This window comes from Actinotalea endophytica (assembly GCF_025717005.1).
Taxonomy (GTDB): Bacteria; Actinomycetota; Actinomycetes; order Actinomycetales; family Cellulomonadaceae; genus Actinotalea.
In genome coordinates this window covers 1-25,270 of sequence record NZ_JAOVZU010000013.1, presented here as the reverse complement: position 1 = coordinate 25,270, position 25,270 = coordinate 1, and the positions used below count along the sequence as shown (strand labels likewise).

Annotated in this window: 25 protein-coding genes; 20 read left to right on the top strand and 5 right to left on the bottom strand. The window is 71.5% G+C overall.

Annotated features, from left to right (window positions below; translation table 11 throughout):
• Positions 1-15 precede the first annotated feature (15 nt).
• From OEB99_RS18410 to OEB99_RS18400, 3 genes are all read left to right on the top strand, one after another.
• Complete coding sequence (locus tag OEB99_RS18410; protein ID WP_263578763.1) at positions 16-1,053, top strand: TerC/Alx family metal homeostasis membrane protein; 1,038 nt, start codon at positions 16-18, stop codon at positions 1,051-1,053.
• 116 nt (positions 1,054-1,169) lie between these two features.
• Complete coding sequence (locus tag OEB99_RS18405) at positions 1,170-1,886, top strand: DUF4396 domain-containing protein (RefSeq protein WP_263578762.1); 717 nt, start codon at positions 1,170-1,172, stop codon at positions 1,884-1,886.
• Positions 1,887-1,923: 37 nt separating this feature from the next.
• Complete coding sequence (locus tag OEB99_RS18400) at positions 1,924-3,498, top strand: Na+/H+ antiporter (protein WP_263578761.1); 1,575 nt, start codon at positions 1,924-1,926, stop codon at positions 3,496-3,498.
• Between the two features lie 28 nt (positions 3,499-3,526).
• On the opposite strand, the gene OEB99_RS18395 is transcribed toward OEB99_RS18400, so the two are convergent.
• Together OEB99_RS18395 and OEB99_RS18390 are read right to left on the bottom strand one after the other, a co-directional pair.
• Entirely contained in the window at positions 3,527-4,075 is a 549-nt protein-coding gene (locus OEB99_RS18395) for a DUF4395 domain-containing protein (protein ID WP_263578760.1), read from the bottom strand.
• Complete coding sequence (locus OEB99_RS18390) at positions 4,059-4,475, bottom strand: thioredoxin family protein (protein ID WP_263578759.1); 417 nt, start codon at positions 4,473-4,475, stop codon at positions 4,059-4,061. The genes OEB99_RS18395 and OEB99_RS18390 overlap by 17 nt, the downstream gene beginning before the upstream one ends.
• 260 nt (positions 4,476-4,735) lie before the next feature.
• Between OEB99_RS18390 and OEB99_RS18385 the strand changes: the two genes are divergently transcribed.
• Complete coding sequence (locus OEB99_RS18385; protein WP_263578758.1) at positions 4,736-5,977, top strand: Nramp family divalent metal transporter; 1,242 nt, start codon at positions 4,736-4,738, stop codon at positions 5,975-5,977.
• 344 nt (positions 5,978-6,321) lie between these two features.
• On the top strand, positions 6,322-6,993 hold the full coding sequence (locus tag OEB99_RS18380; protein ID WP_263578757.1) for an OsmC family protein: 672 nt from the start codon (positions 6,322-6,324) through the stop codon (positions 6,991-6,993).
• A gap of 48 nt (positions 6,994-7,041) precedes the next feature.
• On the opposite strand, the gene OEB99_RS18375 is transcribed toward OEB99_RS18380, so the two are convergent.
• The gene (locus OEB99_RS18375; RefSeq protein WP_263578756.1) at positions 7,042-8,559 is read right to left on the bottom strand and encodes a hypothetical protein; all 1,518 of its coding nucleotides are present in this window, start codon (positions 8,557-8,559) and stop codon (positions 7,042-7,044) included.
• A gap of 137 nt (positions 8,560-8,696) precedes the next feature.
• On the opposite strand from OEB99_RS18375, the gene OEB99_RS18370 reads away from it, so the two are divergent.
• From OEB99_RS18370 to OEB99_RS18360, 3 genes are all read left to right on the top strand, one after another.
• Positions 8,697-8,960 (top strand): hypothetical protein, encoded by a 264-nt coding sequence (locus tag OEB99_RS18370; protein WP_263578755.1) that lies wholly within the window; start codon positions 8,697-8,699, stop codon positions 8,958-8,960.
• A gap of 125 nt (positions 8,961-9,085) precedes the next feature.
• On the top strand, positions 9,086-10,237 hold the full coding sequence (gene fucO / locus OEB99_RS18365) for a lactaldehyde reductase (protein ID WP_263578754.1): 1,152 nt from the start codon (positions 9,086-9,088) through the stop codon (positions 10,235-10,237).
• A gap of 87 nt (positions 10,238-10,324) precedes the next feature.
• On the top strand, positions 10,325-11,125 hold the full coding sequence (locus OEB99_RS18360) for a hypothetical protein (protein ID WP_263578753.1): 801 nt from the start codon (positions 10,325-10,327) through the stop codon (positions 11,123-11,125).
• Between the two features lie 9 nt (positions 11,126-11,134).
• Here OEB99_RS18360 and OEB99_RS18355 read toward each other — a convergent pair whose 3' ends face one another.
• Entirely contained in the window at positions 11,135-11,569 is a 435-nt protein-coding gene (locus OEB99_RS18355; RefSeq protein ID WP_263578752.1) for a GyrI-like domain-containing protein, read from the bottom strand.
• A gap of 76 nt (positions 11,570-11,645) precedes the next feature.
• Here OEB99_RS18355 and OEB99_RS18350 point away from each other — a divergent pair, with 76 nt between their 5' ends.
• Entirely contained in the window at positions 11,646-12,506 is an 861-nt protein-coding gene (locus OEB99_RS18350; RefSeq protein WP_263578751.1) for an ABC transporter ATP-binding protein, read from the top strand.
• Positions 12,503-13,279, top strand: coding sequence for an ABC transporter permease subunit (locus OEB99_RS18345; RefSeq protein ID WP_263578750.1), 777 nt, complete (start codon positions 12,503-12,505; stop codon positions 13,277-13,279). The genes OEB99_RS18350 and OEB99_RS18345 overlap by 4 nt, the downstream gene beginning before the upstream one ends.
• Before the next feature lie 61 nt (positions 13,280-13,340).
• Here the strand turns inward: OEB99_RS18345 and OEB99_RS18340 are convergent, their stop codons facing one another.
• Positions 13,341-14,585, bottom strand: coding sequence for a PHB depolymerase family esterase (locus tag OEB99_RS18340; protein WP_263578749.1), 1,245 nt, complete (start codon positions 14,583-14,585; stop codon positions 13,341-13,343).
• A gap of 303 nt (positions 14,586-14,888) precedes the next feature.
• Between OEB99_RS18340 and OEB99_RS18335 the strand changes: the two genes are divergently transcribed.
• The 10 genes from OEB99_RS18335 to OEB99_RS18290 all read left to right on the top strand — a co-directional run bounded on the left by OEB99_RS18335 (position 14,889) and on the right by OEB99_RS18290 (position 25,090).
• The gene (locus OEB99_RS18335) at positions 14,889-15,806 is read left to right on the top strand and encodes a S1C family serine protease (protein WP_263578748.1); all 918 of its coding nucleotides are present in this window, start codon (positions 14,889-14,891) and stop codon (positions 15,804-15,806) included.
• 231 nt (positions 15,807-16,037) lie between these two features.
• Positions 16,038-17,255 (top strand): ROK family transcriptional regulator, encoded by a 1,218-nt coding sequence (locus tag OEB99_RS18330; protein WP_263578747.1) that lies wholly within the window; start codon positions 16,038-16,040, stop codon positions 17,253-17,255.
• The gene (locus OEB99_RS18325; RefSeq protein ID WP_263578746.1) at positions 17,255-18,037 is read left to right on the top strand and encodes an ABC transporter permease; all 783 of its coding nucleotides are present in this window, start codon (positions 17,255-17,257) and stop codon (positions 18,035-18,037) included. Before OEB99_RS18330 ends, OEB99_RS18325 begins: the two co-directional genes overlap by 1 nt.
• Positions 18,034-18,828: an ABC transporter ATP-binding protein gene (locus tag OEB99_RS18320; RefSeq protein ID WP_263578745.1), complete on the top strand. Its 795-nt coding sequence runs from the start codon at positions 18,034-18,036 to the stop codon at positions 18,826-18,828. The genes OEB99_RS18325 and OEB99_RS18320 overlap by 4 nt, the downstream gene beginning before the upstream one ends.
• An 85-nt stretch (positions 18,829-18,913) precedes the next feature.
• Positions 18,914-19,954 carry an aliphatic sulfonate ABC transporter substrate-binding protein gene (locus OEB99_RS18315; RefSeq protein ID WP_263578744.1) on the top strand — a complete coding sequence of 347 codons (1,041 nt, stop codon included), beginning with the start codon at positions 18,914-18,916 and terminating at the stop codon, positions 19,952-19,954.
• A 52-nt stretch (positions 19,955-20,006) separates the two neighbouring features.
• A complete protein-coding gene (locus tag OEB99_RS18310) occupies positions 20,007-21,506 on the top strand; it encodes a sulfatase family protein (protein ID WP_263578743.1) in 1,500 nt (499 codons plus the stop codon).
• A 72-nt stretch (positions 21,507-21,578) separates the two neighbouring features.
• Complete coding sequence (locus OEB99_RS18305) at positions 21,579-23,048, top strand: sulfatase family protein (protein WP_263578742.1); 1,470 nt, start codon at positions 21,579-21,581, stop codon at positions 23,046-23,048.
• 46 nt (positions 23,049-23,094) lie between these two features.
• Positions 23,095-23,511 carry a YidH family protein gene (locus OEB99_RS18300; protein ID WP_263578741.1) on the top strand — a complete coding sequence of 139 codons (417 nt, stop codon included), beginning with the start codon at positions 23,095-23,097 and terminating at the stop codon, positions 23,509-23,511.
• On the top strand, positions 23,508-23,837 hold the full coding sequence (locus tag OEB99_RS18295) for a DUF202 domain-containing protein (RefSeq protein ID WP_263578740.1): 330 nt from the start codon (positions 23,508-23,510) through the stop codon (positions 23,835-23,837). Before OEB99_RS18300 ends, OEB99_RS18295 begins: the two co-directional genes overlap by 4 nt.
• Positions 23,834-25,090, top strand: a complete 1,257-nt coding sequence (locus tag OEB99_RS18290) for an anaerobic sulfatase maturase (protein WP_263578739.1) — start codon at positions 23,834-23,836, stop codon at positions 25,088-25,090. Before OEB99_RS18295 ends, OEB99_RS18290 begins: the two co-directional genes overlap by 4 nt.
• Positions 25,091-25,270: the final 180 nt, after the last annotated feature.

The window sequence follows — 25,270 nt, the reverse complement described above, 5'->3', positions numbered from 1 at the left end:
GAAGGACTCTGCTTGATGCTCACCACACCCACGGCACCCGTCGAACCGGCCACGGCTGCCCTCTCCACGATCGGCACCCCGACCCTGTGGGCGGTCACGCTGGGCGCCGTCGCGCTGCTGATCGTGGTCGACTTCCTGCTCACCCGCCGCCCGCACGAGGTCTCGATGCGGGAGGCGACCGGGTGGAGCGTCTTCTACATCGCCCTGCCGCTCGGGTTCGGCGCGTTCCTGTGGGCCCGGTACGGGCAGCAGACCGGAGTCGAGTACCTGACCGGGTACCTGGTGGAGAAGTCGCTCTCGGTCGACAACCTGTTCGTCTTCATGTTGCTGCTGAGCGCGTTCGCCGTGCCGGCGAAGCTCCAGCAACGGGTGCTCCTCTACGGCATCGTCGGCGCGCTGGTGCTCCGCGGTGTCTTCATCGCGATCGGCGCCGCGGCCCTCGCGAACCTCAGCTGGGCGTTCCTCGCGTTCGGGCTCATCCTGCTCGCGACGGGCGTGAAGCTGCTGCGCGACCAGCGCTCCGAGTCGCACGAGGTCGACGTGTCGTCGATGCGGTCGGTGCGCCTGCTCCGTCGCCTCTGGCCGGTCACCGACGACTACCGCGGCACCCGGATGTCGGTCGTGGAGGACGGCCGACGCGCCTTGACGCCGCTCGCGGTCGTGGTGGTCGCGGTGTTCGCGACCGACGTGGTCTTCGCGGTCGACTCGGTCCCGGCGGTCTACGGGATCACCGGCGACCCCTACCTCGTGTTCGCCACGAACGCGTTCGCACTGCTCGGCCTGCGCGCGCTGTACTTCCTGCTGGCCGGCGCCCTGTCCCGGTTGGTGCACCTGGGCTACGGCCTGGCCGCGATCCTCGCGCTGATCGGCGTGAAGCTCGTGCTGCACTGGGCGCACGGCATCTGGCCCGGCGTGCCGACCATCCCGACCCTCGCCTCGCTGGTCGGGGTGCTCGGCATCCTCGCGCTGGTCACCGTCACCAGCCTGCTCGCGACCCGGCGCGAGGCGGACGCGTCCGCGGCCGGGCGGACCGCGGAGGCGACGGACGGCTGAGTGCGGGACGCGGCCGGGATCCGAACCTCGGACCCGGCCGCGAGCCCTGGTCGTGGCGCCGTGGGCGCGGCGCTCCCAGGGTGCGGGGCGGGCATGGGCGCCCTAGCGTCGACTCGATGACCTCGTCCGACCCGCTGACCCTGGCCGACCTCCCGACCTGGAGCACCGTGGTCTCGGGGATCCTGCTCGGCGTCGGGGTGGTGTGCTCCGCGTGGGTCACCCTCGACGTCGTCCGCCACCCGCCGCGGATGCGGGTGATGGCCGTCGTGTGGCCGGTGACGATGCTCTTCGGCGGGCTGCTCTGGCTGTGGTTCTACCTTCGCTGGGGCCGGGCGACCCGCAGGGGCGAGACGCCGATGCGGGTCTCGGTCGCGACCGGGGCGAGCCACTGCGGCGCGGGGTGCGCGCTCGGCGACATGGTGGGGGAGACGCTGCTCGTCCTCGTGCCGGCCCTTGCGACCGCCGTGGGCCTCGGGACGCTGTACTCGGACGATCTCTACGCGCGCTGGATCGTCGACTTCGTCGCCGCGTACCTGTTCGGGATCGCGTTCCAGTACGCCGCCCTGGCGCCGATGCGTGGCGGGCCGCGGCGCGCCGTGCTGTGGCAGGCGGTCAAGGCGGACACGTGGTCGATCACGTCCTGGCAGGTCGGCATGTACGGCGTGATGGGGCTCGCGCAGCTGCTGGTGCTGCCGACCTTGCTCGGCGGTCGGGTCGCCGTGAGCACGCCCCAGTTCTGGGCGGTGATGCAGGTCGCGATGCTGGCGGGGTTCGCGACGGCCTACCCGGTGAACTGGTGGCTCATCCGGCGCGGCGTCAAGGAGGCGATGTGAGTCGACGGGGTGTGACCCCCGATGGTTCGATCGCTGCGTGACCGAAGTCCTCCTGCTCGGAGCCCTGCTCGCCGGCATCGTCGTGCTCACGCCGCTGGCCGATCGCTGGCGGGTCCCGTTCCCCGTGCTCCTGACCATCTTCGGCCTGCTCGTCCCGCTGGTCCCGGGCGTGCCGTCGCTGCGCATCGAGCCCGAGCTGATCCTCCCGGTGGTGCTGCCGCCGCTGCTGTTCGCGGCGACCCAGCGGGCCACGGCCCGCGACTTCCGGGAGAACGCGCGCCCGATCCTCGTCCTCGCCGTCGGTCTGACCACGGTGACGGCCGTGGCGGCGGCCGTGGTCGCGCACCTGATGGGCCTGGCCTGGGGTCCGGCGTTCGTGCTCGGCGCCGTGGTGTCGCCGCCCGACCCGGTCGCGGCGACGGCGGTGGCGCGGCGACTCCGGCTGCCTGGCCGGCTGGTCACCGTGCTCGAGGGCGAGGGCATGTTCAACGACGCCACGGCGCTCGTGCTCTACAAGGTCGCGGTCGCTGCGGTGGTCGTCGGCGGGCTCTCCGGAGCCTCGCTGGGTATCTCGCTCGTGCTCGCGGTGGTCGTCGGCATCGGCGTGGGGCTGGTCGGCGGGGCTCTGGCGCAGGCGGCGCTGGCGCGCCTGCACCTGGCGGCGCCGGAGACCACGGTCACGCTCGCGGTCCCCTTCGGCGTCTACCTGCTGGCCGACCACCTCGAGGGGTCGGGCGTGCTCGCGGTGCTGGTGATGGGCCTGTACCTGCGGACCTTCAGCCACACCGCCATGACGTCGGGCGGATGGCTGCTCGGCCGGGCCGTGTGGCGGTACGCCGACTACATCATCACGAGCCTGGTGTTCGTGTTCATCGGCTTCGAGCTCACGGCGGTCCTCGAGACCGAGCCGTTGAACTCGAGCACGATCGTCCTGGCCCTCGCGGTCGTCGGGACGATCGTCGTGGTGCGGTTCGGGTGGTTGTTCCCTGCGGTGGCCGCGTCACGGCTGCGGCGGCGCCGTCACCCGGAGGAGGCGACGCCGGTCGGCGGCCGGGAGACCGCGGTCACCGCCTGGGCGGGCATGCGCGGCGTGGTCACCGTCGCGACCGCCCTCGCGCTGCCCGCCGTGACGGGCGACGGGTCCGCCTTCCCGGAACGCCGGGTGATCGTCTTCGTCGGCCTGGTGACCGTGCTGATCACACTGGTGGTCCAAGGGCTCACCCTCGCCCCGGTGGTCCGGTGGCTCGGCGTGGGCAGCGACGTGGACGTGACGCTCGAGGCGCGCCGCCTGCGGCGCCGGGCGACCGCGGAGGCGCTCGACATGCTCCGCAGCGACACCTCGGACGTGCCCGAGCGGGTGCACGAGGCCGTGGTGATGCAGTACCGCGGCTACCTCGCCGCGCAGGACGCCCTCGTGACCGCGCGCCACGGCGACGAGGCGGTGGACGACGACACCGGCGACGAGCAGGCGGTCGACGACCTGCTGCGCCGGGCGGCCGAGGTGGAGCGTGACGTGGTCATCGAGGCGCGGCGACGCGGCGAGGTCAGCCCCGAGGCCGCGGACGAGGTGCTCGACGACGTCGAGAGCCGCGCCGTGCGCGACTCGGGCTGACTCGCGCGGGTGCCGGCTCGGGCGGTCGTCAGGCTCGGCGGGTCCGGAGCCGTAGGCCGATCAGGTAGAGCTCGCACCCCAGGCACACGCCGAACGCCGCGTTCAGGAACGCGGCGACGAACGCGAGGGCAGTGGCGACGACGAGTGCGCCCGGGACCCCGAGCAGCGCGAGGGCGAGTCCGGTGCCCGCGACCAGCAGGCCCACCACCTGGGCGAAGCGGGGCGGCCGAGGATCCTCGCGCTCGGTCGTGGGTCGCAGGCGTGGAGCGACGAGCCGTCGGTAGGCGACGCCGAGCACCGACCGTGCCGGGCCGAGCAGCACGCCGCTGGCGAACAGGAGCACGACGAGCCCGAGCAGGGCGCGACCCGCTGCGCCGTCGCCGAGCAGCAGGACTCCCGCGAGGAGCGCGGACGTCACGGCGGCGCCCGCTCGCGGCCCGCGCGGGTCGATGCCGGCCGCGGGTACGGGCGTCGTGGTCGCGGAGCCGGCGAGCGCGGGGCCAGGCGGCGTGGTCTGGGGTGGCGTGGTCTGGGGTGGCGTGGTCTGAGGTGGCGTGGTCTCAGGCGGCGTGGACATCGAGGGCCTCCGGGTCGAGCAGGGGAGCGAGGACGGTGCGGGCCTGAGCAGCGGTCACGGCCCCCGACGCGCGGCCACGGACCTGTCCGAGCCCGTCGACGACGAGGACGGTCGGAGAGCGTCGCACGTCGTGCCGGGTGAGGAGCTCAGGGTGGTCCTCCGCGCGAAGCTCGACATGGGCCACGCCTGGTGTCGCGTCGGCGACCTCGGTCAGCGTGCGGGCCACGCGCGGGCACACCGCGCACGCCTCGGCGGAGATCTGGACCAACGTGGCGACGCTGCCCACCACCGGGAGGTCGGTCGGGGAGGACGCGGTGGGTGCGGTGAAGCGGCCGTCGCGTCGGCGCAGCGCGAGGCCGACGAGCGTGGCGAGGAGCAAGGCGGTGATCAGCGGGATCATGGGTGTCCTGGGGTCGTCGCGGCAGGGCCGCGGGCGTGCGGGGTCGTGCGAGGGCTGCGCCTCAGCGACACCGACAGGAGGGCGTGGGCGCAGCGCACGACATTCGACGCTCCATCGCTCCTCCTCCCCGGACGTGCCGATCGAGAGTCGATCGGGCTGGCCCGGACGCTAGAGACCCGCCGGGGGCCGTGTCAAATATCCGTCCACGCAGTGGAGCCTCGGCGCGCGTCGTGCGCACCACGGGCCCTAGGTTGGCTCGCGTGACCGCGACGACCGATGTCTCCGGCGCTCGGCGCCGATCCGGCATCGGGTGGCTGCTCGGACCGGCGTTCGTCGCGGCGGTCGCCTACGTCGACCCGGGCAACGTCGCGGCCAACGTCACCGCAGGGGCGCGGTACGGCTACCTGCTGGTCTGGGTGCTCGTGGCCGCGAACCTGATGGCCGTGCTCGTGCAGTACCTCTCGGCCAAGCTCGGGCTGGTGACCGGTGCGAGCCTTCCCGAGCTGCTCGGGCAGCGGCTCCCTCGAGGCGCACGCGTCGGGTTCTGGCTGCAGGCGGAGTCGGTCGCCGTGGCGACCGACCTCGCCGAGGTGATCGGCGGTGCGATCGCGCTGCAGCTGTTGTTCGGCGTCCCCCTGCTGCTCGGCGGCGTGATCGTCGGGATCGTGTCCATGGTCGTGCTCGAGGTGCAGAACCGTCGCGGCCAGCGGCCCTTCGAGACGCTCGTGGTCGGGCTGCTCGCGGTCATCACCGTCGGGTTCCTCGCCGGCCTCGTGGTCGCGCCGGTGTCGGTGCCCGACGCCCTCGGCGGGCTGGTGCCCCGGTTCGAGGGCACCGGCTCGGTGCTCCTGGCCGCCTCCATGCTCGGGGCGACCGTGATGCCGCACGCCATCTACCTGCACTCGAGCCTCTCGCGGGACCGGCACGGTGCCCCGTCCGGAGCCGAGCTCGGTCGGGTGCTCCGGGCGACCAGGCTGGACGTGGTGCTCTCGCTGCTGGTGGCCGGCTCGGTCAACGTCGCGATGCTGCTGCTCGCCGCCGCCGGGCTCGGTGGCCGGGCCGGTACAGACACCATCGACGGCGCGCACGCTGCGATCACCGACAGCCTGGGGCCGGTGGTCGGGGCGCTGTTCGCGGTCGGGCTGCTCGCCTCGGGGCTCGCCTCGACGTCGGTCGGCTGCTACGCCGGGTCGACGATCATGGCCGGCCTGCTGCGAGTCCGCGTCCCGCTCCTCGCGCGGCGCGCGGTGACGATGCTGCCGGGCCTCGCCGTGCTCGCGTGGGGAGTGGACCCGACCTGGGCGCTCGTGCTCAGCCAGGTGTTCCTGTCGATCGGGATACCGTTCGCGCTCGTGCCGCTGGTCGTCCTCACCGGACGCCGAAGCGTGATGCGTGGCCACGCGAACGGCCGGGTGCTCACGGCCGTCGCCTGGCTCGTGGTCGGCGCCATCGCGGCGCTGAACGTCGCACTCGTCGTGCTGACCGTGCTCGGCCGCGGGTAGCGGTTCGCGGCGGGTGGCCGGGCACCCCACCGGGTATGCCCGGATCGCGGATGCTGCTGGACCGTCGGGGTGCGTCGTGGTTGCGTTCGGCGTCATGACCACCTCGGCCGCCGCGTCCGCCCTGCGGGCAACGCGCTGCGCCGTGACGGCCGGTCCGGCCGTCGTACGGGAGGCCGGTCTGTCGATGGGTACCGCGGCGTCGTCGATGTCGATGACCTGCGCGATGGTGGCCCGAATGCTCCGGGGCACGCGCACCGTCTGAGCGCCGACCGGCTCGCGCCGGGGCCCGCGGTCCGTGCGTGCCCGCCCCGCCACCACGACGGAACCAGCATCGGAGCACGACCATGTCCACGACCTTTGACACGAGCACGACCGACCCGACCGAGATCATCGACCCGACCACCAACGGCGCCGCAGGCTCCGGGACCCGGGCCCAGAGCGCCACCGCGAGCACCGAACGGCTCGCGGCGGAGCTCGCCGCGATCGGCGACCCCACCGACGAGCGCGGAGCGACCGACCGAGCTCTCGTCGGCATCGTCGAGGCCACCCGCAGTGCCGTCGAGACCACGCCCGGCGCCGCGTCGGTGACCTTCTCGACGACCGGCCACGCGACCGGCGCCGTCGCGACGGCGCTGCTGTCCCGGGGCCACGCGTGGCTCGTCGACGAGCCGGGGAGCCTCGGCGGCGACGACGAGGCGCTCAACCCGGTCGAGGCGGCGCTCGGAGCCTTCCTTGCCTGCCAGACGGTGACCTACCGGTTCTGGGCCGCCCGCCTCGGGATCCGGCTCGACGACCTGCAGCTGGACGCCGAGGGTGACCTCGACGTCCGGGGCTTCTTCGGGCTCGAGCCGGGCGTGCGTCCCGGGTTCAGCAGGGTGCGCGTGCGGGTTCGCCCGTCCGGGCCGGAGACCGCGGAGCGGTACGCCGAGCTCGCGCGCGTCGTCGACGAGCACTGCCCGGTGCTCGACCTGTTCGCCAACACCACACCGGTCGAGACCACGCTGGTCACGGGCTGACCCGAGCTGTCGATCACGCAGGACCTGCACCGGCGGCCGAGGAGGAGATCAAAGGTCGCCGGTGCAGGTCGTCAGGGGCGCGACTCCGGTCAGGAGCGCGAACGCGTCGGTCAGCAGCTCGTTCGACGGGCCGTCCATCCACCCCGCGGGCACGGCCACCTCGTCGAGTCCCCAGGCGAGGACCTCGGCCGCCCACTCGGACCCGCGCAGGCGCCACGGGCTGCTCGGCGCCGCCCAGGTCTGCGCTCCGACGAGCGCCGTGAGTGCGGTCCGGGTGGGTGTGTCGACGTGCGTCGCGACCCACGCGTGGCCCAGCTCGTGCAGCAGGACGTGGGCGTCCGAGGTCGTGCCCGGGGAGCATCCGGTGTGCGCGGGGGCCTCAGCCGGCGACCGGACCTGGCTGGCGTCGAGGCAGACCAGGATCGTCGTCGCCCCGTCGTTCCACTCCGCGTGACCGGTGGCGTCCGAGCACCGCTGGTCGTACGGGTCGAAGGCGACCGTCGACACCTGCGGTGCCGTGAGGCCCGCCTCGCGGAACCGTCCGAAGGCCCACGCGACCAGCGCGTCGGCGGTCGCCGAGCCGTTGCGGAGCTGGACCGGACCCGCGTCGGTGGCCAGCACCCCGGTGACGCGTTCCCCGAGCGGCACGGGCAGGTCGCGGTCCGTCCACCAGCCGTCGGGGCCGTCCGCGAGGGTCGTGCAGCGCCGAGCCGCACCGACGGCCGGGAACCTCTGCTCGGCGTCGATCACCCCTCGGCTCCCGAGGTGGAGCGCGACCGCCATCTGGTCCGCGCACGGCGGGGCGCCGGTCACCAGCAACCAGACCTCGGTGAGCCGGCCGTGCCGGGTCGGCTCGAGGAGGGTGAACACCATCGCGGCACGGTCGAGCGTGTCGTCGGCGGTCAGGAGCGACAGTGTGGGGCGGCCCTCGTCGGCCAGCGTCGAGATCGCGTCGAGCCCACGGGCGGCCGCACCGGTGAGGCGGTCCGTCACGGTCGCGTCCGGGTCGTAGAGCGTGCCGAGCAGGGTGCGGTCTCCGGTCCGCCACGCGGTGAGGTAGTCCTCGGCGAGGGTCGTCGCGGTCGTCCCGGCGTTCTGCTGGGGGAGCGTGACTCCGGCCCCCCACGTGCTCCAGGCCCCGACGTACCTCGTCAGCCGGACGATTCCCGGGGTGTCGATCTCGAGCCTGGTGAGGGTGCCGAGCCGGTGCCCGTCGGGTGACGTCCAGGCACCGACGCGCACGGCCGATCCGGTGCCCAGGTAGAGCGGCCCGGTCGGGACGTCCCTCAGGACGTCCTGCTCGAGCTCGGCGACGGCGACGCGTCCCTCGGCGAGGTACCGGCCGCCGAGCATCGTCGCGTCGTCGACGGCGTCGACCGCGTAGAACAGCGCCGGCGCACCGCCGCGGTCGCCCAGCGCGGCGCGATACGCGCCGAGCCAGGTCTCGGCCGACGCAGCCCACTCGCGCGCCTGGTCGGTCCCGTCGCCCGGGGGCTGTGCGCACCCGGCGCCGCCGAGCACGGCCAGCGCGAGGAGTGCGGCGACCACCCCGCGCGTGGTCCGCATACCTTCACTCTGGCGCGGTCGTCGGGTGGGGGCGTGAGGCCTACGGCCCATCCGGGGCGCAGGGGCGATGATGTCGGCAAGGGGAGACGGACGGAGCCCCGGTGTGTCACGATCGGGACAAGGACTGCTCCATCCGGGTGACACGTCGGAGGTGCGACATCGACGCGACGACGCTCTGGCTGGCCGCGGTGACCGGGCTCCTGTGGCTGGCCGCGGTCGTCTGCGCGGTCTGGCTCGTGCTCGCGGGCCGGGGCCGCGCGGTGGACGACCCGCCCGAGCCGGCCGTGCTGGCTGCCGCCCCGAGGGAGCCGATCCCGATGCCCGTCTGGCACCCCCAGGCGCTGGCCTTCCCACCGTCGCAGCCGGGCCCGCGGTACGGGTGGTCGGAGACCGGGCGGTAGGGCGACCGTTCGGCCGCGCGCGGCGGCGCCGCGTCACCTTCCGGCGCAGGACCTTGAGCCCGCTGATCCCATTGGTGCGATCACTACTCTGTGAATCGATTCATCCCGATGAAAGGATCATGCTCGTGGCGCATCGCATGGTGTGGAACCAGATGGCGTACTTCGGGGCCGGCTCGATCTCGGTGATCCCGGGTGAGCTGACCTCGCGAGGCTTCTCCAAGGCGCTCGTCGTGAGCGACGCCGTGCTCGTCGAGACCGGCGTCACCACCAAGGTGACGGCGCTGCTCGACGAGGCGGGCTTCGCCTACGAGCTGTACACCGACGTGGCGCCCAACCCGCCGATCGAGAACGTCCTGGCGGGCGTGGCCGCGTTCCGGGCGAGCGGCGCGGACGTGCTCGTCGCGATCGGCGGCGGCTCGCCGCAGGACACCTGCAAGGCGATCGGCATCATCGTCGCCAACCCCGAGTTCTCCGACGTCCGTTCGCTCGAGGGCGTGGCGCCGACGAAGAACCCCAGCGTCCCGATCGTGGCCGTGCCGACGACGGCCGGCACGGCCTCGGAGACGACGATCAACTACGTGATCACCGACGTGGAGAACCGCCGCAAGTTCGTCTGCGTCGACCCGCACGACATCCCCGTCCTCGCGGTCGTGGACTCCGAGATGATGGCCACCGCCCCGCGCGCGCTGAAGGTCGCTACCGGCCTGGATGCGCTGACGCACGCGATCGAGGGCTACATCACGGCGGGCGCGTGGGAGCTCTCCGACCTGTTCCACCTCAAGGCGATCCAGGTGATCGCCTCGTCGCTGCGCGCGGCGGCGGACGGCGACGAGCAGGCCATGGAGCGGATGGCGCTGGCCCAGTACGTGGCCGGGATGGGCTATTCCAACGTCGGCCTGGGACTGGTGCACGCGATGGCGCACCCGCTCGGCGCGTTCTTCTCGGCGCCGCACGGGCTCGCGAACGGCATCCTGCTCGCACCGGTGATGGCCTTCAACGCCGCGGCGTCCGGTGAGAAGTACCGGGACATCGCGCTGGCCTTCGGGGTGCCGGGCGCAGCGGCGATGCCGCTTGACGAGGTCCGCAAGGCCGCGGTGGACGCGGTCGCGCAGCTCACGGTCGACCTGGGCAACCCGACCAGGATCTCCGCGATCGGCGCGAGCGAGGCCGACCTCGCCCCGCTGGCCCAGGCCGCGTTCGACGACGTGTGTGCGGGTGGCAACCCGCGGTCGGCGTCGGTGGCCGAGCTCGAGGAGCTGTACCGCTCCGTGCTGTGACCGTGGACGGCGGGCTGGCAACGGCCCGCCGTTCGCGCCATGGTGGGTCTCCTGCACGTACCGGGGACCGGAGGCCAGGGCGTGGGCGTGATCGAGCACGGGGCGCCGATGGCGGGCGCCTGGTACACGGACCTGGTCGACTCCGGCCGGGCGGCGACGATCTGGCTCCTCCTCGGGTTCGTGGTGACGTTCGGCGTCACTCGCTGGGTCACGGTCACGATCCGGCGCCGGGCGGCCCGCGGTGGCGGCAGCGGCTCGGCGATCAAGGACGTGCACATCGGCGGTGTGCACGTGCACCACCAGGTGTGGGGCATCCTGCTCGTGCTGCTCACCGGCGTGCTCGAGCTGCGCTTCCGTCCCGGGTCGCCGTGGCTGGAGGTCCTCGCCCTGCTGTTCGGCGCCGGCGCGGCCCTCGCGCTGGACGAGTTCGCGCTCTGGCTCCACCTCGAGGACGTGTACTGGACCGAGGAGGGGCGCAAGTCGATCGACGCCGTGCTCATCGCCGTCGTGGTCGGCGCGGCTCTCCTGGCCGGGACGTCGCCGGTCGGCGTGGGCTCGTCGGACGTCGCGGAGACCGGGTGGGGCGTCGTCGCGGTCGGCATCGTCATCCACACCGCGACGACCGTGACGTGCTTGCTGAAGGGCAAGGTCGTCATGGGCCTGGTCGGCCTGCCGCTGCCCGGCATCGCCCTGGTCGGCGCGGTCCGGCTGGCCAGGCCCGAGTCCTTCTGGGCCCGACGGCTCTACCGCGAGCGCAAGATGGCCCGGGCGACCGAGCGGTACCGCCGGGCCCCGGTGCGCCGGGGCGGGCCCCGGGCCGTGCCCTGGGGTCCCGCGCGGGCCCGGCGGCGGGAGGCCTCCCGCGACGGGACCGAGCGTCCCGGGTGAGCGGCAACCTCAGCCGACGGGCTGGTACAGCTCCGTGACGGGTTCGCCCTGGGACGGGTCGGTCACGTAGACCTCCCAGAACGGTCCCCGCGGTGACAGGCCGCGCTCGGCGCTCCACTCCATCAGGGCCTGCCAGGCGTCGGCGAGGCCCGCGTAGTCGCCCCGGTGGACGGTGTGCGCGGCGCGGCACGCGTCGAGGACCCGGGACTCGACGCGCTCGGAGGTGGTGGGGGCGGCGACCGGGAAACCGACCTCGACGAGGACCGTGTCGGTCGGCATGCTCGGGTACCGGGCCAGTGGCGGGCCGACGGGCTCGAGCTGTCCGGCGCTGATGAGCTCGCCGAGCTCGTGGAAGGCCCGGTCGAAGAACGCGGGAAGCTCAGGGGCCGGGACCTCGCCGGTGATGACTGCGAGCAGCTGTTGCGGGACCTCGACGATCTCCATGCCCGCCAGCGTGCTCCACGTGCACCTCGCGGGCAAGGGTGCCTCCACGGCGCACACGACCTGCTAGACAGGAGGCATGCTCGCGATCGCGACGCGCGGCCTGGTGAAGCACTACGGCTCGGTCGAGGCGCTCCGGGGCCTGGACCTCGAGGTCGAGTCCGGCAGCGTGACCGGGTTCCTCGGCCCCAACGGCGCCGGGAAGACGACGACCATCCGGCTCGTCCTCGACCTCATCCGCCCGACGTCGGGCGTGGTCGAGGTGTTCGGGCGGTCGCCGCGCGGTGCGGCCGACCTGAGACGCCGGATCGGGTACCTCCCGGGTGAGCCGGCGCTCCCGGACGTCACGGCGGGGGAGTACCTCGGCTACCTGGGCCGTCTGCGCGGCCGAGTGGATCCCGGACCGCTGGCGGCCCGGTTCGGTCTGGACCTGTCGCGCTCGATGGCGACGCTGTCCCGCGGCAACAAGCAGAAGGTCGCCCTCGTCCAGGCCTTCATGCACGAGCCCGAGCTGTACGTGCTCGACGAGCCCACGTCCGGCCTGGACCCGCTGCTGCAGCAGGAGTTCCGGGCCCTGGTGCGCGAGCGCGTCGCCGACGGCGCCACGGTGTTCCTCTCCTCGCACGTGCTCGCCGAGGTCGAGACCCTGACCACACGGGTCGCGATCGTGCGCGCCGGTGTGGTGGTGGACGTCGACGACGTCGACACGCTGCGCAGGCGGGCGGGTCAGGAGGTCGAGATCACGTTCGCGGCGCCCGTGCCCGCGGACGTGCTGGCTGTGCCGGGCGTGACGGACGTCGAGGTGACCGGCACCACGGCTCGGCTGCTGCTGCACGGCGAGGCGGATCCGCTGCTGCGCGCCGTGACGCCGTGGCACGTCGTCCACCTCCGCGCGCAGGACCGCGAGCTGGAGGACCTGTTCATGGAGTTCTACCGGTGACCGCGTACCTGCTCGGGACCAGGCGGCGGGCCATGCTCTGGTGGACCGTAGCGATCGCCGCGGTCGCCGCGATGTACACCGCGTTCTACCCGGTCATCGGGGGCATGCAGATCGAGGGGATGCTGGAGTCCTTCCCGGACGCGGTGCTGGTCGCGCTCGGCTGGGACGCGTTCACCTCGGGTGCCGGGTACGTGAACGCCACGGTCTTCTCGCTGGTGGGTGCGGTGCTCACGCTGACCTGCGGGATCGGCGCCGGCGCGCGGCTGATCGCCGGCGAGGAGGAACGCGGTCTTCTCGAGCTCGAGCTCGCCGCGCCGGTGAGCCGCGGCGCGGTCTACTGGCACCGGATCGCGACCCTGTGGGTCTTCCTTCTCGGTCCGGCCGGGGGTGTGCTGCTGGTCGTCGGTGTGCTGGACCCCGTCCTCTCGCTGGAGATCCCCGTCGGGCACCTGGTCGCCGCGACTGTCGCCCTGTGGCTGTTCGCGGGCGCGATCGGGACGGTCACCTACGCGATCGGGGCGATCACCGGTCGGCGCGCCCACGCCCTCGCGGCCGGGAGCGGCCTGGCCGTCGCGTCGTACCTGCTCGCGTACCTGGGCCCGCTCGCAGAGCTCGACTGGATGACGAACCTCTCGCCGTACTGGTGGTACGTCGGCGACCGCCCGCTGCTGAACGGCGCGGACTGGGTCGGAATGGCCGCGCTGGTCGTGCTCGGCGCCCTGGCCGCGACCGCGGGGATCGCGGGCTTCGTGCGCCGGGACACGAACGTGTGAGACGGCTCCGGCACGGCGCCACGAGGACGCCGCGCCGGAGCCTGCCGGCAGGGTTGCGAGCTCAGTCGAGCGACTGGGCCGCCATCCACTGCCAGATGTGCACGCCCGCGTCGTCGACCGGGTCGTTGCGGGCGACGTAGATCCACGACCAGTGGCCGAGGTAGGTGACGCCGTCCCAGGTGACGTCCGGGTAGGCGGACAGGATCGAGCCGTCGATGACGTCGGCCATGTGCTGGCCGTTCGCGGCGAACGGGAGAACCGGGTCGTTCACCGCCTGGACGATCCAGGTGGGCGTCGAGGACAGCGTCGCGAGCTCCGCGTCCGAGATCATGGTCGTGGTCCCGAAGACGAGCGCCGGGCAGATCGGCACGACGGCCGCGAAGTAGTCCGGGTAGTCGACCGCGAGGCGCGGCGCCATGTACCCGCCGTTGGACGCACCGACCACGTAGATCCGGTCGGGGTCGATGTCGTGGGTGGCCACGACGTCGTCGATCAGCGCCTTGAGCTGGGCGGAGTACCCCATCACGGGGTCGTTGAGCCAGTAGTCCGTCGCCTGCGGGGCGAGCACGTAGGCGCCGCGGAAGATCCGCTGGGCCTCTGGCGTGGCGAACCCGAGGGCGCCGCGGTTGGCGATCAGCGGCAGGTCGTTGTCCTGGGCCTCGGCCCAGCCGCCCTCGCCGCCACCGTGCAGCCACACGATCAGCGGCCGGTCGCTGCTGCGCCGCGGGCTGTAGAGCCGGTAGCTCAGCCCGTTCGACTCGCCGGCGGCGAACGCGTCGACCTCCCGGTCGACCACGTCGCCCTGCTCGAGCGCGGCGAAGGTGAACGAGCGGTCGCCGCGCACGGTGATCGGCTCGTTCTGGGTGATCGTGTACGTCAGGTCGAGCATGATGTTGCGACCGATGCTGTTGGCCCATGCGAACGTCGAGGCGCCGGGAGTGCCGAACCCGTACGCGAGGTCGAGGACGATCCGGCCGGCGCGGTCGACGTGGGCCCCGGTGACCTCGCGGTCGACGTCGAAGGTTCCGAACACCGTGCTCGGGTCGAGCGAGGTGTACGGGTTGACCCCCGTGGCGTGCACGCTGAACGTGTCGGTCGACACGCTCGAGCGCTTCACCCCGAATCGCTTGGTGTCGATCGTCAGGGACACGATCTGCTGCCCGCCGTCGAGCACCTCGGCGTTCATGGTGAACGTGGCGCTCGACGGGTTCGTGACCGGTGGCCGCGTCGCCTGGGCCTGGCCCGCGGTCAGTGCGAGCAGGACCGGGACGACGAGTGCGATGACCGGAGTGCGCAGTCTCTTCATCGAAACTCCATCCGCTGGTGAACGATGCCGCGCCGTGGACCGGGTCGCTCGTCACCGTCGCGCGGCGCCCTTGCGGCGCGACGCCCTCGAACCTAGGACCGCCCTGTGCACGTGTCAACGATGTGTGTGACCTGCGTCACAGAAACCGTGACGCATGTCTGCAGACGGGCCGGAGGCCGTCAGCCCCACGTGATCCTCGACTCGGAGCGGGCGCCGAGCGTCCGGGAGCACCCGACCCGTGGCTCTCGTGCGCTCTGGGTGAACGCGGTGGTCGGGCGTGGGTGCTGCGACGTTGGATGAGGTGTGGAGCAGCCCCTGGACGCCTATTCGGCTGCGGTCGTGCGGGTCGCGGAGACTGTGCTGCCCAGTGTCGCGAGCCTCGAGGTGCGCACCGCCCGGGGCGCCGGCGCGGGGAGCGCGAGCGTGCTCACCACCGACGGCTACCTGCTGACCAGCGCGCACGTGGTCGAGGGCGCCGACCGCGCGACGGCCACCCTCTCCGACGCGACGGAGACCGTCGCGGACGTGGTGGGTCGGGACCCGCTGTCCGATCTCGCGGTGCTGCTGGCCCGCGGCGACGTCCCCGCGCCCGTGCCGATGGGTGATGCCTCCGGTCTCCGGGTGGGTCAGCTCGTCATCGCGCTGGGCAACCCCCTCGGGCTCGCCGGCAGCGTGACGGCCGGGATCGTCTCGGCGCTCGGGCGATCCCTGCCGACCCGTGCCGGCCGGGTGGTCGACGAGGTGATCCAGACGGACGCGGCGCTCAACCCGGGCAACAGCGGCGGGGTGCTCGCGGACAGCCTCGGGAGGATGGTCGGGGTGAGCACGGCTGTGGCCGGTGTCGGCCTCGGCCTGGCCGTGCCGATCAACGACACCACGCGGGAGATCATCACCACCCTGATCAGCCACGGCTCCGTGCGGCGGGCCTGGCTCGGGATCGCAGGCACGCCCACCCACCTGCCGGCACCGCTGGCCGCGAGGCTCGGGCGGCCGACCGGTGTGCAGGTCGCCCAGGTGGTCCCGGGCAGCCCCGCAGCGCAGGCCGGGCTGCGCCGCGGCGACCTGGTGGTGGCCATCGCAGGCGGGACGATCACGACCACCACGCAGATTCAGAAGCTGATGGTCGAGGGTGCGATCGGCCGGCCGGTGGAGATCACGGTCTGGCGCAACGGTGCGCTGGTCGACGTGATCGCCGAGCCGCGGGAGCTGGACGCCCGCTGACCAGGGGCCCGCTGGCCCGGGCGCATGGCCTGCAGCGCACGCGTCTGCTCGAGATCGCCCACGGCGTCGCGTGCGCCGCGACGTCGGTGTCGGCAGCTGCCGCCGCCCGAAGCGAAGGGATGGGTCTCACGGCGGTGACCCGCGACCCCATTCGGCCAGAGTCCGGTAGAAGGAAAAGGGAATTATGCCGGACTCTTGACGGAAGAATGTGGCCTCCGTACGTTCCATCACATGTCAGAGTCGACCGGGATCCACGCGCAGCTGCGTCGCACCCATGAGGCGCGCGTTCTCGCCGCACTCGGCGAGCGAGGCGCGATGTCCCGGGCGCAGATCGCCCAGCAGGTCGGGCTGTCGCGCACGACTACGTCGGAGATCGCCGCCGACCTGCTCGCCCGCGGTGCGATCGTTGTCGCTGCCACAGATGCGGACACCCGCCTCGGCAGTGGCAGACCGGCCGAGTACCTCGCGCTCGACCCGGCCGCGGGGCAGTTCGTCGGTGTGGACTTCGGGCATCAACGGGTACACGTGGCCATCGCGGACGCGTCGCACGCCATCGTCGCATCGGGCACCGCCACGTACAGCGCCGAGACGCCGTGGCCAGAGCGAATCGCCGCCGCGATCGATCTCATCGAGCGCGAGGCCAGGAGGACCGGGACGCACCTCGACGCCATCCAGGGCGTCGGGATCGGAGTGCCCGGCCCCTATCCGCCGCCGAGGTCTCCAGGTTCGCAGGCGTTCGCCCCGCGAGTTCCTCCCGGGGTCGAGGATGCCTTCCTCGAGCGGTTCGGTGTGTCCGTCCTGGTCAAGAACAACACGCGCTTCGCCGGCCTGGCCGAGGCGATCCTTGCGGGGGCCGAGAACGTGCGGGACCTCCTGTACCTGCGCATCGGCGACGGGGTGGGGGGCGCGGTGATCGTGGACGGGCACCTCGTCTCCGGGTCGGCCGGCTTGGCGGGTGAGTTCGGGCACGTCAGCGTGGCCCCGGATGGCGCGGTGTGCCGCTGTGGCAAGACCGGATGCCTCGAGACGGTCGCTTCGCTCCCGGCGATCCTCGAGAGCTGTCGCGCCGCAGGAGCGAACGTCGCGAGCATCGACGATCTCGCTGCAGCGGTCGAGTCGGGGAACCCGGCGGTCGATCGAGTGCTCCGAAGTGTCGGCACGACGATCGGGCGCGTCCTCGCCGGTGTCGCCATGGTCGTGAACCCGAGCGAGGTCGTCGTCGCGGGCCAGGCCGGCCGAGTGGCCCCCGCGATCATCGAGGCGGTCGCCCAGACCCTCAAGTTCGAGCTCTCGCCGATCGCCGAGACCGTACCGAACGTCAGGGGCGCACACCTCGGCGATGTCGGTGGCGCCCATGGCGCCATCGCGGCGCTCTACCGCACCGACCTGCTGCCCGCGGCCGGGAGTCAACCCGTGCACAGATCGGTGCACCCGAGGATGGGAGCCTGATGGCAACCGCCAGCCTGACGACACGACGCGGCATATCACCCAGTGCGCGGCTCGTCGTCCTCAACATCGCCTCCGTGGTGGGAGGCATCGCCCTCTGGTGGTACCTGGCCGAGCACGGCTTCAACTTCCCGACCCCGCCCGAGGTCGTCGAGGCGGCGGTCGACCTGTGGCAGAAGGGGCTGCTGCAGGAGGACGTGATGGCCTCGCTCGGCCGGGTGCTGAGCGGATTCCTCCTCGGCACGGCGGCGGCGGTGCCCACGGGCTTCCTGATGGGCTGGTACGTGGTTGCGCGCGGCATCTTCGAGCCGTGGATCCAGTTCTTCCGGACCATCCCGCCTCTGGCCCTGCTACCGCTCGTCCTGGTTCTCATGGGGATCGGTGAGACGCCGAAGATCTTCGTCATCTTCCTGGCGGCGTTCCTCGCCTCGGTCATCTCCACCTACCAAGGCGTCGTCAGCGTCGACCGCACGCTCATCAATGCGGCGCGGGTGCTCGGGGCCAACGACTGGATCATCTTCTCGCGAGTCGTCGTGCCGGCCTCGACCCCCTTCATCTTGGTGGGGATGCGGGTGGGTCTCGGCTCTGCGTGGGCGACCCTGGTGGCCGCCGAGCTCCTCGCCGCGCAGGCGGGCATCGGCCACCGGATGCAGTTCGCCCAGATCTACTACGACCTCCCGACGATCTTCGTCGGCATCGTGCTGATCGGTGTGCTCGGTCTGATCATGGACCGGTTGCTGCTGGCCGCGGAGGAGAAGCTCACCGGATGGCAGGAGCGGCGATGACTGAGCAGACCGGCACGGCTCCAAGGATCTCCGTGCGGGGAGTCCGTAAGGTCTTCCCGCTCAAGGGCGAGGAGTTCGTCGCTCTCAACGGCGTGGATCTCGAGATCGCCGACAACGAGTTCGTCACAGTCGTAGGACCGTCCGGCTGTGGGAAGTCCACGCTGCTGAACATCCTCGCCGGGCTCGACAGCCCGACGTCCGGCGAGGCCCTCGTCGGCGGCGCTGCCGTCAACGGGCCGGGCCCGGAGCGGGGTGTGATCTTCCAGCAGTACGCGCTCTTCCCGTGGCTCACCGTGCGCAAGAACGTCGAGTTCGGCCTCAAGACGGCGGGGGTCGGCAAGGCTGAACGCCGCGAGCGCGCCGAGCACTTCATCAGCCTCGTCGGCCTCGACCAGTTCGCTGACGCGTTGCCCAAGATGCTTTCGGGCGGCATGAAGCAGCGGTGCGCCATCGCACGCGCGTACGCCGTCAACCCCGAGATCCTGCTCATGGACGAGCCCTTCGGTGCCCTCGACGCCCTGACCCGCGTGAAGCTTCAGGAACAGCTGCTCGACACGTGGAGCGCTGAGAAGCGCACCGTCATGTTCATCACGCACGACGTCGACGAAGCCGTGATTCTCGGCAACCGCGTCGTGGTGATGGCCGCGAGACCGGGCCGCATCTTCGAGGTCATCGATGTGGACCTGCCCTACCCGCGCACCGAGGAGGTCCGGCTCTCGCCGGAGTTCTCCGAGCTGCGCAACCGCGTCTGGACCGCCGTCTACCACCAGTCGGAGCCGGGGGAGCACTGAGCGCCCGCGCCGGCGGCGCAGCAGACGTGAACGGAACTGCCCCGCTCGGGGTGACCACCATAGGAAGAGGATGAGGAGAACGACGATGTCTCTCGCACTCCCACTGCGTCGGCGCCTCGGCGTCGTCGCCGCGACTGCGGTCGCACTGATGCTCGCCGGATGCGGCGGTTCCGGCGACGGCTCCACGGAGGGGAGCTCGGCGGCCGGGACCGCGGCAGGTGCGACCGAGCCGACGAAGGTGAACTTCGGCTACATCGCCGACTTCAACGGAGCCTCGCTCCTGGCCATCGCCGCGGACCAGGGGATCTGGGACGAGTACAACCTGGACGTTCAGACCCCTGTCTTCACCAATGGGCCGCTGCAGATCCAGGCGATCGGCACCGGCGACCTCGACTTCGGCTACATCGGCCCCGGCGCGTTCTGGTTGCCGATGTCGGGCGAGGTCTCCATCGCCATGATCAACACGGTCGGCGGCGCGGACCGAGTCATCGCCCAGCCCGGGATCACGTCGATCGCAGACCTCGAGGGCAAGTCCGTCGCCTACCCCGAGGGCACCAGCGGCGACATGATCCTGACACTCGCGCTCGAGGCGAACGGCATGACGAAGGACGACATCGAAGCAGTCCCGATGGACGCTGCTGCGATCGTGACGGCGTTCGCGTCCGGCCAGGTCGACGCGGCCGCTTACTGGTACCCCGCGATCGCGACCATCAAGGAGCAGGTGCCCGACCTCGTCGAGCTCGCGAAGAACGCGGACTTCATCGACACCATGGCCTTCCCGACGGCCTTCGTGGTGGGCAACGACCTGGTTGCCGATGACCCCGCGACGGTCGAAGCGGTGCTCGCGGCTCTCAAGGAGGCCATGCAGTGGCGCACCGACAACCCGGAGGAGGCGATCCAGCTCACCGCCGACATGCTCGGGCTGGATGCCGCTGACGTCAGCGCCGACGCGGCCAACCAGCAGATCCTGACCGTGGACGAGGTCACCGAGTGGACCGAGAACGGCCTCATCGACACCTGGCTGTCGAACATGGGTGACTTCTTCGTCTCGGCGGGCAAGCTCGAGGCCAACGGGGACCCCGCCACCTACTACCTCGGTGACATGTTCGCCGAGGCAGGCAACTAGACCCAGCGCCGGACGCTGAGCAGACCGTAGGCGCCGAGGGAGACAACACGCTATGGCACAGAACATCCTCTTCCTGATGACCGACCAGCATCGGGCGGACACCCTCGGCGCCTACGGCGCCACCCCGGCTCTGACCCCCGCGCTCGACGCGCTTGCGAGTGCCGGGACCCGGTTCGACCACTGGTACACCCCGACGGCCATCTGCACGCCGGCCAGGGCGAGCCTGCTGACGGGGAGTGCACCCTTCCGGCACAGGCTCCTGGCGAACTACGAGCGCAACGTCGGCTATCTCGAGGACCTCCCGGACGGGCAGTGGGCGTTCTCGCAGCCGTTGCGTGCGGCCGGCTACAACTGTGGGCTCATCGGCAAGTGGCACGCGGGGACGGAGAAGACCGCAGCGACGTTCGGCTTCGACGGTCCCAGCCTTGCCGGTTGGCACAACCCCGTCGACCATCCCGACTACCTCGCCTACCTTGACGAGCACGGGTACCCGCCCTACAGGGTCCATGACCAGATCCGCGGGGTACTGCCCAACGGCGGACCCGGCAACCTGTTGGCGGCCCGTCTCGACCAGCCCGTCGAAGCGACGTTCGAGCACTACCTCGCCACGAGGGCCATCGAGATGCTCGAGCGCTACGGGGAGGACTTCCGCGCCGGGCGGCGCCCGTTCTTCCTCGCGCTGCACTTCTTCGGCCCGCACCTGCCGTACGTGCTGCCCGACAGGTACTTCGACCTGGTCGACCCGACCGAGGTGGAGCTGCCACCCTCGGTCCAGGAGACCTTCGCCGGCAAGCCGCCGGTCCAGGCGAACTACAGCGCGCACTGGACGTTCGACACCATGCCGCTGGAGGTGTCCCGAAAGCTGCTCGCGGTCTACCGGGGGTACGTCGCGCTGATCGACGATGAGATCGGGCGTGTGATGGCGGCCGTGGAACGCCTCGGCCTGGCCGACGACACCGCCGTGGTCTTCACCGCGGACCACGGCGAGTTCACGGGATCGCACCGCCTGCACGACAAGGGGCCGGCGATGTACGACGACATCTACCGCACCCCCGGGATCGTGCGGGTGCCCGGGGCTCCGGCCCAGGTGCGCTCCGAGTTCGTCAGCCTGATGGACTGCACCGCGACGATCCTCGAGCTCGCCGGGCTTCCCACGGGTGATGCCGTGGACTCGGTGAGCCTGGTCCCGCTGCTCCGAGGCGAGGAGGTGGACTGGCGCCAGGAGATCGTCGGCGAGTTCCACGGACACCACTTCCCGTACCCCCAGCGAATGCTCCGGACCGACCGCTACAAGCTGGTGGTCAACCCGGAGTCCGTCAACGAGCTGTACGACCTCCGCGCCGACCCGGACGAGCTGCACAACGTCTACGGTCACCCGGAGCACGCCGAGGTCCGTCGGGATCTGATGGCTCGCCTGTACCGCCTCCTTCGTGACCGTGGGGACAACTTCTTCCACTGGATGACCACGATGTTCGAGATCGGTGACGTCGAGTACGACCCGACGATGTCCGGTCTCGACGAGTCGACCTATCGCGCGGCCGACGATGCCTGACGCGCTCTGGCACCGTCCTCTCCCGGGGGGATGCCGCCCGAGCATCGCCCTACGTCACGAAGGAGCAGCTCCTTGACGGATCCACGCCGCCCGAACATCGTGATGATCCTCACGGACGACCACGGCTCGCAGGCGATCAGCGCCTACGGATCGGTCTACAACCGCACGCCACGGATCGACGAGATCGGCGAGCGGGGTGTGCGTTTCGAGAACTGTTTCGCCACCAACGCGCTGTGCTCGCCGAGCCGCGCGTCGATCCTGACCGGCACCTATTCGCACGTCAACGGCGTGACGACCCTGGTCACGCCGATCGATGCCACGCAGCCGACGTTCGTCTCCCAGCTCAAGGCGGCCGGCTACAAGACGGCGATCGTCGGGAAGTGGCACATGGGGGAGCACGAGGGGAACCGTCCGGAGTCCTTCGACTACTGGGACATCCTCATCGGGCACGATGGCCAGGGCGAGTACTGGGACGCGATCTTCCTCGACGAGGGCGGGGACCGCATCGTCGAGGGGTACTCGACCGACAAGATCACGGACATGGCGACCGGGTGGGTGGACTCGCTCGAGGGCGATGACCCGTGGTGCGTGCTGATCTACCACAAGGCACCGCACCGCCCCTGGGAGCCCCACCCGCGCCACAAGGACAACTACACGGGAACGATCCCGGTCCCCGACACGTGGGACGACGACTACTCGACGCGGTCGGCGTCAGTCCGTCGCGCCCTCATGCGCCTCGCGGAGAACCTCAACACCGAGGACCTCAAGGAGGAACCGCCATCGGGCCTGTCCTACGAGGACGCGGCACTGTGGAAGTACCAGCGGTTCATGGAGGACTACTTGCGGTGCGTCGACGCCGTCGACGAGAACGTCGGTCGCGTGATCGACTGGCTCGAGGAGCGCGGCGAGTTCGATGACACCGTGCTGATGTACGCCTCCGACCAAGGGTTCTTCCTTGGTGAGCACGGTTGGTTCGACAAGCGGTTCATGTTCGAGGAGTCGCTGCGGATGCCGATGCTGATGAGCTTCCCGCGGCGTGTCGCACCCGGGCAGGTGCACTCCGGCCTGGTGACGAACGTGGACTTCGCCCAGACCTTCCTCGAGGCTGCCGGGGTACCGGCGCACGAGCGGATGCAGGGCCGGAGCTTCTTCGGCGACATCGCGGCCGACGTCGCCGCCCAGCCGGACTGGGAGGGCATCTACTACCGCTACTGGGAGCATGACGACGTCTTCCATCACGCCCCTGCGCACTACGGGTACCGGACCGAGCGCTACAAGCTGATCTACTACTACAACGACGGCCTGGGGTTGCCGGGGACGGGTGTCTTCCAGTACCCGGGGGAGTGGGAGCTCTACGACCTGCTCGAGGACCCGTCAGAGCTCAACAACCTCGCCGACGACCCGGCCTACGCGTCGGTGCGTGCCGGTCTCACCGAGGCGATGGGCCGCGAGCAGGAGCGCCTGCACGACGCGCCGCACCCCTCGCAGTTCCGCCGGCCCGGTGACCTCACGAACGAGAGCCGCAGGCAGATCAAGGGCTAGTTGTGATCTCCGGGCGGGTGGTGCGCGGGAAGGGTGGTTCGGTCCGATGCCGGTGGGTAGCGGTGGGTCCGCCGCGGACACGGGAGCGGGAGCGGTGAGGCGTCGGTTCCCGGGGCGTGTGTACGACGCAGGCGTGGAGCCGGATCCCCGGTTCACGCTGGCCAACGAGCGCACGCTGCTGGCATGGATACGGACGGCCCTGGCCCTGATCGCGGGCGGTGTCGCGCTCGAGGCGTTGGGTCTGCCGCTGCACCCCGGGCTCCGCCTGGCGGCCTCGCTCCTGCTCCTCGGTATGGGGCTGGTCGTGCCGGTCGTCGCATGGTGGCACTGGACCCACGTCGAGACGGCGATGCGTCACGGCCGCCCGTTGCCCGTGCCGCGACTGGGCCTCCCGATGGCCGTCGGGGTGCTGATCGTAGGGATCCTGTCCGTCCTGGGCGTCATGGTGGGAGATGGCGGATGACCTTCGATCCGGGGTTGCAGCCTGAGCGGACCGCGCTCGCGTGGAACCGGACCTCGCTGTCGCTCGCGGTCGCGGGTGTGGCCGGGCTGAAGGTGCTCCCTGGGCTGGTCGGGGTGGTCGGGGTGGTCCTCGCGGTGCTCGTGCTGGGGGCCGCGGGGCTTCTTGGGGTCGCGGCGCACCGGCGATCGGCGGCGGCCGTCGCGGCGCTCCTCGCAGGGCAGCCCCGACTACCTGACGGCCGGCTCCCGGCGGCGGTCGCGGTAGCCGTCAGCGGGGTTGCTGGTGTGGCGATCGCCGCGGTTCTGGTGATGGCGGTGTCCAGATGAGCGCGCCCGCTCCACCGCCCGGGGCTCGTCGGCTGCCGTTCAGCGTGCTGGCCAAGCCGACGGGCGCGGCGTGCAACCTGGACTGCACGTACTGCTTCTTCCTGTCCAAGGAGCTGCTGTACGACCACGACTCCCAGCGGATGAGCGAGGAGGGCCTGGAGACCTACCTGGCCAACCTGCTCGACTCCCAGCCCGACGGGCCGGTGGAGATCGCCTGGCAAGGGGGCGAGCCGACGATGCGTGGGCTCGCGTTCTTCCGGCGGGCCGTGGCACTGGCCGCCGAGCTCGCCCGACCGGGTCAGCAGCTGCATCACGCGATCCAGACCAACGGCACCCTGCTGGACGACGACTGGGGCGCGTTCCTGGCCGAGCACCACTTCCTGGTCGGGCTGTCGATGGACGGCCCGGCGCACCTGCACGACGCGTACCGGGTGAACAAGGCCGGCCGCGGCACGCACGACCAGGTGCTGCGCGGCTGGGACGTCCTGCAGCGGCACGGCGTGGAGACGAACATCCTGTGCACCGTCCATGCCGCGAACCAGGAGCACGGGCTGGAGGTGTACCGCTACTTCCGTGACGAGCTCGGCGCGCGGTACCTGCAGTTCATCCCGATCGTCGAGCGCGTGCCGGCGGACTCGCTGCCGCTGGCCGAGCAGGGGTGGCGTCCGGGCGCGCACGGCCCGCGCACCCTGCTCTACCAGCAGCGCGGCGACGCCGTGACGTCGCGGTCGGTCGACCCGGCCGCGTACGGCGAGTTCCTGGTCGCGATCTTCGACGAGTGGCTCTCGCGCGACGTCGGCACGGTGTTCGTCCAGGACGTCGACGTGGCGCTCGGCAACCTGTTCGGGCACTACAGCCTCTGCGTGCACTCGCCCGAGTGCGGCGCCGCGCTGGCGGTCGAGCACAACGGCGACGTGTACTCCTGTGACCACTACGTCGAGCCGGAGTACCGACTCGGGAACGTGGCCGAGGACTCGTTCCGCAGCATGCTGGGCTCACCTGAGCAGCGCCGGTTCGGCGGGTCCAAGCTCACCGAGCTGCCCGGCCAGTGCCTCGACTGCCCGGTGCGGTGGGCGTGCCACGGCGGCTGCCCCAAGGATCGGTTCACCACGACCGCCGCAGGCGAACCAGGGCTGAACTACCTGTGTGCCGGGTACTACCGCTTCTACACCCACGCGGGGCCTGCCCTGGATGCGATGGCCTCGCTCCTGCGTGCGGGCGGGCCGGCGGCGGACGTCATGGACCTTCACTGACGGCGTACGACACAGCCGGAAGCCCGCCCCGGCGTTCCGGTGGCGGCCCTCTGTGAACCGCCCCGGGTTTCGTAGAGGCTCTCAATCCACGGAGGATGAGAGTCATGGCAGCACCGAGGAAGTACCCGGAGGAGCTCCGGGAGCGGGCGATCCGGATGGCGGTCGATCTGCGGCGTGACC